The sequence below is a fragment of the Variovorax sp. WDL1 genome, assembly GCF_001541225.1.
Classification (GTDB): domain Bacteria; phylum Pseudomonadota; class Gammaproteobacteria; order Burkholderiales; family Burkholderiaceae_C; genus Variovorax.
Map to the genome: position 1 here is coordinate 1 of NZ_LMTS01000270.1, position 807 is coordinate 807.

The following is an 807-nucleotide window of genomic DNA, read 5'->3' on the forward strand; positions in this document are numbered from 1 at the left end:
CATCACCTTCCGTGATCGACACGGCCGACCTTGACCACCTGGACGCGCAGCAACTGCGCGAGATGGTCCTCTCGCTCAGAAGAGGAGCCGCAGCCGATAAGCTCGAGCTCGAACGCCGTGACCACGAGATCGCGTTCAAGCAGGCCGCCATTGACAAGCTCACGCATGAGATGGCTGTGCTCAAGCGGCTGAAGTTCGCCGCCAAGTCTGAAGCCTTCAACGCCGAGCAGAAGAGCCTGCTGGAAGAGACCATCGATGCCGACCTCGCGGCGATGGAGCTCGAGCTGGACAAACTTGCAGGCACCTCGTCTGCGGGGCGCGAGAAGCAACAACCCAAGCGCCAGGCGTTGCCCGCGAACTTGCCGCGCCGGGAGATCCGCCACGAGCCCGAGAGCACCACCTGTGCCTGTGGCTGCACCCTCGAGCGCATCGGTGAGGATGTGGCCGAGAAGCTCGACTACCGGCCTGGCGTGTTCACGGTGGAGCGCCACGTTCGCGGCAAATGGGTCTGCACGAAGTGCGAGACGCTGGTGCAGGCGCCGGTGGCCCCGCACATCATCGACAAGGGCATCCCGACGGCTGGGCTGCTCTCACAGGTGCTGGTGGGCAAGTACCTGGACCACCTGCCGCTGTACAGGCAGGAAGCCATCTTCGGTCGCGCGGGCTTCGCCATCCCGCGCTCGACATTGGCCAGCTGGGTCGGACAGTGCGGCGCGCAGCTGCAGCCGCTGGTCGATTCGCTCAAGCGCGAGATGCTCGAAGACCGCGTGCTGCATGCCGACGAGACGCCGGTGGCGATGCTCAAGC

Annotated in this window: 1 protein-coding gene; it reads left to right on the forward strand. The window is 65.3% G+C overall.

The genetic code is table 11. The annotated features are described in order from the left end of the window. Positions 1 to 62: 62 nt before the first annotated feature. Positions 63 to 807 (forward strand): IS66 family transposase (locus APY03_RS33115; protein ID WP_443082860.1); only part of this gene is annotated, 745 nt, incomplete at its 3' end.